At 64.3% G+C, this 8,378-nt stretch carries 6 protein-coding genes; 2 read left to right on the forward strand and 4 right to left on the reverse strand.

What is annotated here, in order from left to right; genetic code table 11:
- Positions 1-372 precede the first annotated feature (372 nt).
- On the forward strand, positions 373-840 hold the full coding sequence (locus tag FF36_RS33765) for an RHS repeat-associated core domain-containing protein (RefSeq protein ID WP_082122381.1): 468 nt from the start codon (positions 373-375) through the stop codon (positions 838-840).
- A 470-nt stretch (positions 841-1,310) separates the two neighbouring features.
- Here the strand turns inward: FF36_RS33765 and FF36_RS30700 are convergent, their stop codons facing one another.
- The 4 genes from FF36_RS30700 to FF36_RS30720 form a co-directional block, all read right to left on the reverse strand.
- Positions 1,311-2,078: a DDE-type integrase/transposase/recombinase gene (locus FF36_RS30700; protein WP_044888715.1), complete on the reverse strand. Its 768-nt coding sequence runs from the start codon at positions 2,076-2,078 to the stop codon at positions 1,311-1,313.
- Positions 2,079-3,028: 950 nt separating this feature from the next.
- Positions 3,029-4,267 (reverse strand): IS110 family RNA-guided transposase, encoded by a 1,239-nt coding sequence (locus tag FF36_RS30710; protein ID WP_044888717.1) that lies wholly within the window; start codon positions 4,265-4,267, stop codon positions 3,029-3,031.
- 750 nt (positions 4,268-5,017) lie between these two features.
- Positions 5,018-5,779: an FkbM family methyltransferase gene (locus tag FF36_RS30715; protein WP_044888718.1), complete on the reverse strand. Its 762-nt coding sequence runs from the start codon at positions 5,777-5,779 to the stop codon at positions 5,018-5,020.
- Positions 5,780-6,213: 434 nt separating this feature from the next.
- Positions 6,214-7,617, reverse strand: a complete 1,404-nt coding sequence (locus FF36_RS30720; RefSeq protein ID WP_052681670.1) for a serine/threonine-protein kinase — start codon at positions 7,615-7,617, stop codon at positions 6,214-6,216.
- 285 nt (positions 7,618-7,902) lie between these two features.
- Between FF36_RS30720 and FF36_RS35210 the strand changes: the two genes are divergently transcribed.
- Positions 7,903-8,378: fibronectin type III domain-containing protein (locus FF36_RS35210; RefSeq protein WP_206778502.1), on the forward strand; the 476-nt coding region annotated here is incomplete at its 3' end.

Here is an 8,378-nt window from a genome sequence, read left to right on the forward strand (position 1 = left end):
GATACCGCAACCCCACCAACCAGCGCCTACGAACACGCTGCGCAACCACCCGTCGAGCCCGCGGATGCCTCAACCCCGCCTAACTTCGAAGAGCCCGGTTTCCTCGGAGATCGGGGCAGTTCACTTTTGGTCGATGCTGATACGCATTACTGATCTTTAATGTGCCGGGTCGGGTTGATCCGGTGGTGATCGCTGGGAGTGGGTGGTGGGGGTTTGGGTAGCCCACGGGTATGAGGTATGCGACGGGTGGCGGGTTGACCGCCGAGGATCGGGATCGTCGGGAACGGGTGCGGGGGAGGCTGCACGCTTGCTCGAGGGGGGTGTGTCGGACCGGGAGATCGCTGCGGAACCTGTCAACCTGTTTGAGGCAGGATGCTGCAAAAATCTAGTCAGCGGTCGTGTCTGGCTCCTGGGACTGGTCTTCGTGGTCGGGGGCCGGCGGACGAACCGATCCCCACCACCGCCTATCCCCGCTACGGCTGGCTCGGCGCACAACAACGGTCCCACGACACCCTCGCTGGCCTCACCCTCATGGGCGTCCGCCTCTACAACCCCTACACCGCCGGCTTCCTCTCCACCGACCCCGTCCTCGGCGGCAGTGCCAACCCCTACGACTACGCCTACCAAGACCCCTATAACAAACTCGACCTCGACGGGAATGCGTGCGCCTGGTTCGCCTGGAAATATCTGTGCGCCCCCAATCCATTCCGTCCGGTCAGAAGAGTCGCCAGGTGGGGCTGTGCCACGTATTGGGGCATCATAGGGTGGGGATATATAGCCGGCAGATACCTGGGGAACTATTTTTGGCCCGCATTCGGATACACCGTCTATTGTGGCTGACACTACGGAACATGGCGTTAGGAGAAATCCGGTGGTCACCGGTAAGAGCTCTCGCCCAAGTTGGCAAAAACCGGTGGAGATCGCAGGTTATTCACTAATCTTCGCAGCGGTTGTGATAGCGACGTTCGCTGGAGTACCGGGCGTCTGGGTAGTCCTCTCGGCGGGCGCTCTAGGCGTGGCGTTCAGATTTCTGTTGGGCAAAGCTCTGCATGAGAAGAACACTACCGAAAAATAGAAGAAGCGGGCCGGCCACGATATTCCTGAATGGACTGCCTGCGAACTGATTCGCGTGGTTCCGTCACTCGATCGGGTGGCGGGACCACACTTCACTTACGGGTAAGAGAAGCTTATCGCCTGTGGGCGAAGCATAGAAAGCAGGCGTCGGAGTAGCTGCAGAACATCCGCTCATTCAAGCCAGGGCCTCGGCGAGGCCCTGCGGTAGTTGTCAAGTCAAGCGAGACAGTGGGTTGTTAGTCGACTGGCTGTGAGACTGGCTGGTTGATCCAGACGGTGGCGGGTAGTCGGGGTGGGCGTGGTCTGCGGCTGAACCGTGCGGGGTGGGCTGCGTGGGCACGGTCGAGGGCGGCCTGGCGGTGGGCCTGGACCTGCTCGGCGGTGCCGAAGTGGACCGAGGCCGGGGTGTGAAACCCGATCCCGGAGTGGCGATGCTCGTGGTTGTAGGCGGTGAAGAATCCCTCGCAGAACCGGCGGGCGTCGTGCAACGATCCGAACTGGGCGGGGAAATCGAAGCTGTACTTGAGGGTCTTGAACTGCGCTTCGGAATATGGGTTGACAACATGATGCTCGCAGTCGTTGGAGACGCGGGGCCGGGAATGTGACCGGTGGACGTCGAGGTCGACGAGAAGCGCCGATACCGGTTTCGATATCATGGCGCCACCGCGGTCGGCGTGGATAGTGTGCGGCGGGGTTCCGTTGCGGGTGACCGCGTCGGCGAGGAAGTCTTTCGCGACGACCGCGTCCTCGGCGGCGGCGACGAGCCACCCGGTGACATACCGCGAGTAGATGTCGAGGATGACGTAAAGCCGGTACCAGATTCCTTTCGCTGGTCCTTTCAGCGCGGTGATGTCCCACGTCCAGACGTGGTTCGGTCCGGTCGCGGACAGCTCGGGACATCGGGGCGCAGGCGTACTACAATGCCTACATGAAGCGGACCGATGTGCGCGGACGGTACTGCAACTATGACTCGCGAGACCGAGCGATTTCTTGCTATACGCCATGCGCTAGTAGCCGACACGTTGCCTAGATACTCGTGCTAGTTGCCAAGCCCTTCACACTGAGGCCCTCGATTGGATAAGGAAAAAAGCAGATTAGCTCTCAGCATTCTCTACCTCTGTCTGGGCCTGGCTCATCGCCCAGCTTCTGCGACCAGTCCATTTCGAGGGTCTCCTCTTCACCATCCTCTATGTATCACTTGGAGTCGCAGGAGTCTCGGTAAGCACCTTCAACAACTACAGAAAGAGGAGGATGGGTGGCCGAGAGGCAGAAAAGTAGGAGATGCAAGGGGCTCCGAATAGCTGAGCCGGTTTAGGTTCACAGCCCTCCACCACGGCGACATCGTCGCCACCGCCGACAACTCCACCACCGCCACCTTCATCACCAACTAGGCTGAGTATGTATGAGATTCGGTAGACGCCTCCACTCTATGAGCACCAGCAGCCAGGCCACCTTTTTCATCATCCTATTCTTCTCCGTCTCTCTCCTAGGCACCAGATTCCTCTCCGGCTGGCTATCCGAGCTCTGGCCACTCATCGCCGCATTCGCCCTGGCCATTCTCCGCATGGCGATATTCGGCAAGAATGGGAGGCCCCCCAGGGAGCACTAAACACTGAACCCAAATGCCGCCGCACCAACCGCTTACATAAAGCCGGCTAGGCAGGGCCGAGGCTGACGGGCGGCCCTCACCGCGATCGCGGAGAATCACGGAAACTGCTTGAAGATCAAAACACCACGTTCGGTCGGCCTTTACCGCGACAGTCACCGTCCCCGAAGGGAAGTTCGTGCCTGGTATTGTCGGTCCACTGATTCTGCCTGAGGAGTGAATTACTGGACCGCGGAGGGGCTGGTTCCGGGCATGCTGGAAGACGCTGGGAGCCTGGCTTCCAGCGTTAGTCCTATCGGTTCTCGGTTAGCGGCTGCCGCTCATCCCTTTCTTTCCGGGGTCGGACGGTTATGCTGCTGGTGTGACGGTGACGGTGTAGCCGAGTTTCTCCGGTTCGCCGACGAGGTTCTTCCGGCGTCGTTCGGGGTCCCGGCGCCGGCGGGCGTGCCAGTCTCCACCGAGGTCCTGGTAGACGGTGTTGTTCGCGATGATGTGCCAGTAGGCGATGAGAATATCGTGGCGGGTCGCACCGATGGCTTTCAGGACGCCGCGGCGGCCGCGGACCTGGGCGTGGTGGGACGCCAGGTAGGTGTCCTTGCTCCGGGCGGCGGCGTGCGCAGCCTCGGTCAGCGCGGTCCGTAACCACTTGTTGCCGTGACGGGTACGACCGGACAGGCGTTTCCCTCCCGAGGTGTTGTTCCCCGGGCAGATCCCCGCCCAGGACGCGAGATGACCAGCGGTCGGGAACCGGCTCATGTCCAGGCCGACCTCGGCGAGCAGCACGGTCGCGGTGACCTCACCCACCCCGGTGATCGTGCAGATCCGGTCGACCGTCTGGCGAAAAGAGGCGATCATCACCTCGATCCGATGGTCGAGCTCGTCGATCTGCTCGTCGCACAGATCGATCCGTGCCAGCAGCTGCGCGGCGAGGAAACCGTGATGCCCGGAACGAAACGTGCCCGCGAGCGCCTCCTGCAACTGCGAGATCTTGCTCCGGAGCCGGCCACGGGCCTGATCGGCCAGATACTCCAGGGACCCTTCCCCCTCGATCATCTTCTCCAGGATCGCCCGACCCGACACCCCCAGCAGCTTCGAGGCGACGCTGGTGAGCTTCACCCCGGCGTCCTGCATCAGCTTCTCCAGCCGCTGGACCTCCCGGGTCTTCTCCTCGACCACGATCCGCCGGGCCCGGGTGAGATCACGAAGATCCCGCCGCGGCTTCGGGGGCACGAACGACGCGCGCACCAGACCGTGCGCGACGAGATCCGAGATCCAGGCCGCGTCGGCCACATCCGTTTTTCGTCCCGGCACGTTACGGACGTGGGTGGCGTTGAGGAGCCAGCACTCGAACCGGTCCTCCAACATGTGGAACACCGGCTTCCAGTAGACGCCCGTCGATTCCATCCCGACGATCGTCACCCGGCACTCGGTAAGCCAGTCCGCGAGCATCCCAAGTGAACCCCCGGTCGTCGTGAACGTCCGTACCTCGGTCACGGCTTTACCTGAACCGGTTTGGATACGCACCGCCGCGGCGACCGTGTCCCGGTGCACATCAAGACCCGCGCAGCGCGGGAATAACACCTGCATCTGTCATCCCTCCGTTGTCATCCAGCCTTGTAGATGCTGTCCGGAGAGGCCCTGAACACAGGAAACTGAGGAACGCGCTCGTAGCAGCAGGAAAGAGTGCCCCAGGACCTCCACTGCCATACTCTTGGACGGGCTCTGAGCACCAGAGATCGCCGACGTCGATCCGGACAGCACCGAAGATCATGTATGGTCCTCGGCCGCACCGGGCCACAACAGCCCACCAGCCCACGTCAGGACCACGGCCATCGCGCGGCCGGGCTCAAATTCTCATACGAAAGGGTGGCGGCAACGCCGCCCTGGTTGCTCTTGGGGCAATTGCGTTCGCGATCGTGACGTACTTTCGGGATCGTCGACAGCGGCAGATACTGGGACGCGTCCTACATAATCGTCGCGCACTCGCGGCAGGGTTGGTGACCGCCGTCGCTCTACCGGCAATTGGCTTTGCCGTCGATCGCGAACTCTCGAACCTGGGATTCGGAATTCCTATCGGCGTAATGGTGGGGAGCGTGGTCGCGATAGCTCTTGACCGAAACCAACTCGAAAGGGAATAAGCGAGCCTGCCAGACGGAAAATCCGTTAGGTCAGGCGGTGCTGCTCGGACTCCTGTCCCTGCCGCACCGCCTGCAAGAATTTTCGGGGCCGGTTTACTGAGCTTACGTTGTCGGCGCTGTTGTAGGCCCCGGACCTGTCGATCGGGTAGGCCGTCTCATAGCCAGCGGGCGGATTTGCCTATGCGCAGTGGTACCGGTTTCAGTCGTCGAACTGGGCGCGGGCGTAGCGGAAGAGGATGTTGTTGACAAATTTGGCGCCCGAGCCGTCGATCACCGCTCGCAGGTAGCCGTGCTCGGCGTGCCCGGTCATCGACTTCTGGTGGCCGACCAGGTCGAACTCGGCGAGCGGAATCCAGCGGCCGCCCACCAGCACCAGGCCCTTGTAGCCGAAGTCGTAGAGGTACTCGAGGGTGGGCGCGGCGGGCGAGCGGGCTTCCTCGATCTCGACCAGCAGGTTGGGGCGCCATTTCTGGATGATGCCCTCGGCGCCGCGCAGCGCGGGCAGTTCGTGACCCTCGACATCGATCTTGATGAGTCCGACGTCGTCGAGTTCGAGGCTGTCGAGACGGAAGGTCTCGACCTCGATGGTCCGTCCGCCCGGAAGCGAGCCGAGAGTGGCCCGACCTTCAGTACCGCGCCCTCCCGCGGGCAGGGACAGCGTGGCCGTCCCGGTCTCGTCGGAGGCCGCCTTGGGGATCACGGTGACGTTGGGGGATGCCATGCGGGTGATGAACGCCGCGAGTTCCGGGTTGGGCTCGACGGTCACCACCGTCTGCGCGATGCGCGAGAGCCAGAAGGTCCACGGTCCATACCACCCCCCCACATCCACGGCCGTCTGACCTGGCGCCACCAGGGATCGAATCTGACCGAGTACCGGCTCGAACCTCCGGTGCGCCAACGCGATGGCGTCCCCGAAGGCACGATCGGGAATCAACCCGGCGACGACGCTCGAGACTTTCATCTGAGTCGTACCTCTCTGTGACATCGCCCAGGGAAACCCGGCCGGCTACCCGTACAACGGCCAAGTGCCACGCGACTGTCGGCCGCTGCGACAGCTTGGCGGGATCATATACACGGCCATAAAGATGCCGTCAGCCGGACCTCGTTCGTACTCATCCCGTCAGCCGCATCCCCTTGGCGGGATCCGGGATGCATGGATCCGACAAGCATAGCGCCGTCAACCAAAAGGCCGGCACACCGTGGACTACACATGCTCCGAGCTGGGGTTATGCATCCGCTGGTGCCGTCGGGGCCCCGGCCACCATGGGCGCGGCGGGATCACGAGGAGTTAGCCGAGCCCCGCCCGCCATGACAATCCGTTATGCGCTCAAGGGTTGCAGGTGTCTCAGGTGGCCTCCCGAGCCGGCATGAGCGGCCCTCTCCAGGCACGATGACTCAGCCCGCTGTGCCGAACGCGGATCGGATCGTGCTTCGAATACCTGCGGCGGACGCCCCGCGTAGATCTGTCAGTCGGCAGAACACCAGGCCAGACCCGGCGGCGGGCATCGGTGGTGCGCTTCGGTCCTGGTACCGCGTCGCCGGCGTTCCGTCAGCCAGTTCGATCTCCAGCCGGTCGTCTACAACGCGGGCCGATCGAATCTGCTCCCAGGCCAGGGTGAAGTCCTCGCCGGCGCACCGGTAGCTGATTCCGTCCGGCCCGATCGACAGAAAGTCGGGCTGGCTGAACAGGTACGCGAAGGCGACAGCCCAGCAGCCGAACAGGACCGACCAGAACAGCGCCGCGACCCGCAGCCAGTCGGGGAGGTCGGTGAAGACCTCCGCCGTCCAGGGGGCCACCGCGACACCGAGTGAGACCAGGATGAGCAGGAGGCCGACGGCTCGCCCCGACCGCGACTCGCCATGACGCACCGACGGCACCCGCACCGGTGCCGGTGCCGGTGCCGCCGCCCGGATCAGGTTGGTGGATTCGTCGCCGTGGTCGACCCCGGCGGCGCCGACGTCGACGGGCGAGCGGGCCGCCGCCTGCGCCAGGCTGCCGCGCGCCGTGGACGCGGAGATGCGCCTGCGCGGATCCTTGTCGAGCATCGCGAGGATCGTGCTGGTGAGCTGGTCAGTCCGGGCCAGGGACGGCGGATCCTCCTGGAGCACGGCGGCGACCGTCGCGGCGTCCGTCGCCCGCGCGAAGGGCGACGTCCCCTCGGCGGCGAAGTACAGCGTCGCGCCCAGAGAGAAGACGTCGCTCGCGGGGAGGGCCCGCGCCCCCTGGAACCGCTCCGGTGCCATGTAGGCGAGCGTGCCGATGAGACCGTTGGTGATGATCGTCGGATCGGATTCGAGGACGGCGACACCGAAGTCCACCAGCACGATCCGGTCGTCGTCGCCGATCAGGATGTTCGCGGGCTTCACGTCCCGGTGGACGATGCCCGCGGAGTGCGCGGTGATCAGGGCGTCGAGGACGGCCAGCCCGATCCGGGCGGTCTCCTCCCGACCGAGCGCGCCGCGTTCATAGAGAACCTCAGCCAACGATTGGGAGGGAATCCACTCCATGACGATCCACGGCAGGTCACCATCGCGGACCACGTCGAGGATCGTGACCACGTTCGGATGCTCGCGCAGCTTCGCGACGGCCCTGGCCTCGCGTTCCACCCGCGTAACCAGGTCGGCGGACGCCTGCTCGCTCTCCCCCGCCCGGATTCGCACCTCCTTGACCGCGACGCTCACATCGAGAAGATCGTCGATCGCGCGCCAAACGGTCCCATAGGCGCCGGCGCCGATTCTGTCCAGAAGCCGATAGCGGCCAGCGACGATACGGTCCCCTGGCTTCTCCTCCCCGCTCACGCTCTCACCTCGGAAGACATAGCCATCCCCCCGTCAGCCACGATCGCCGCCATACCACAGACCAGCACGGACCAGCACGGTAAAGGCGTGCACCTCACGAAGGCGCACCAGTAACATCATGGAGTGAAACGCGCACGTTCGTCATCGGTTCAGAGCCTATGTCGTCGTCCGGTTGAGCTGGCGATGGCGCGGACGAGGCGGGCTACGCGGATCTTGTTTGGCGGGACGGGACGAGCCTTTCGCCCCTGGCCGGTTCTGCTGGCGGCGGCTATCGCCGTGCCGGCGGTGAGCTGGTGGAACACGAATGACAGCGGGTCTCGGCCGGACGCCGGCGCAGCGGTCGTCGCCAAGGCCGAAACCACCGCCGAATTCACTCCCACGCCGAGCGTGGAACCTGCCGAAGCGTCCGCCCCCGCGTCTACGCCACCGACGAACCCGTCGGACTCTCCAAAGGCCGACGCGGCGTCGCCGGCGCCTACCGTGCGGGGGTTCATCCCGCCGCCGGCGACCGGGCTCACCGCCACGGCGGGTGATTCTCAGGCGCGCCTGTGCTGGAACGCCACCCCCGGCGCCACCGGCTACGTCATTACCTACCGTGACATCTCCGCCGGTACACAGTGGGTCCGCCTGCCCTATCCGGCCACCGGAACCTGCAACACGGTGAAACTGCTGGTCAACGGCCACAGCTACCAATTCCGCATCCGAGCCAGCAACGGCAACGGCGAAGCCGACTACTCCAACACCGCCACCACCACCCTGCC

Source organism: Frankia torreyi (assembly GCF_000948395.1).
Classification (GTDB): domain Bacteria; phylum Actinomycetota; class Actinomycetes; order Frankiales; family Frankiaceae; genus Frankia; species Frankia torreyi.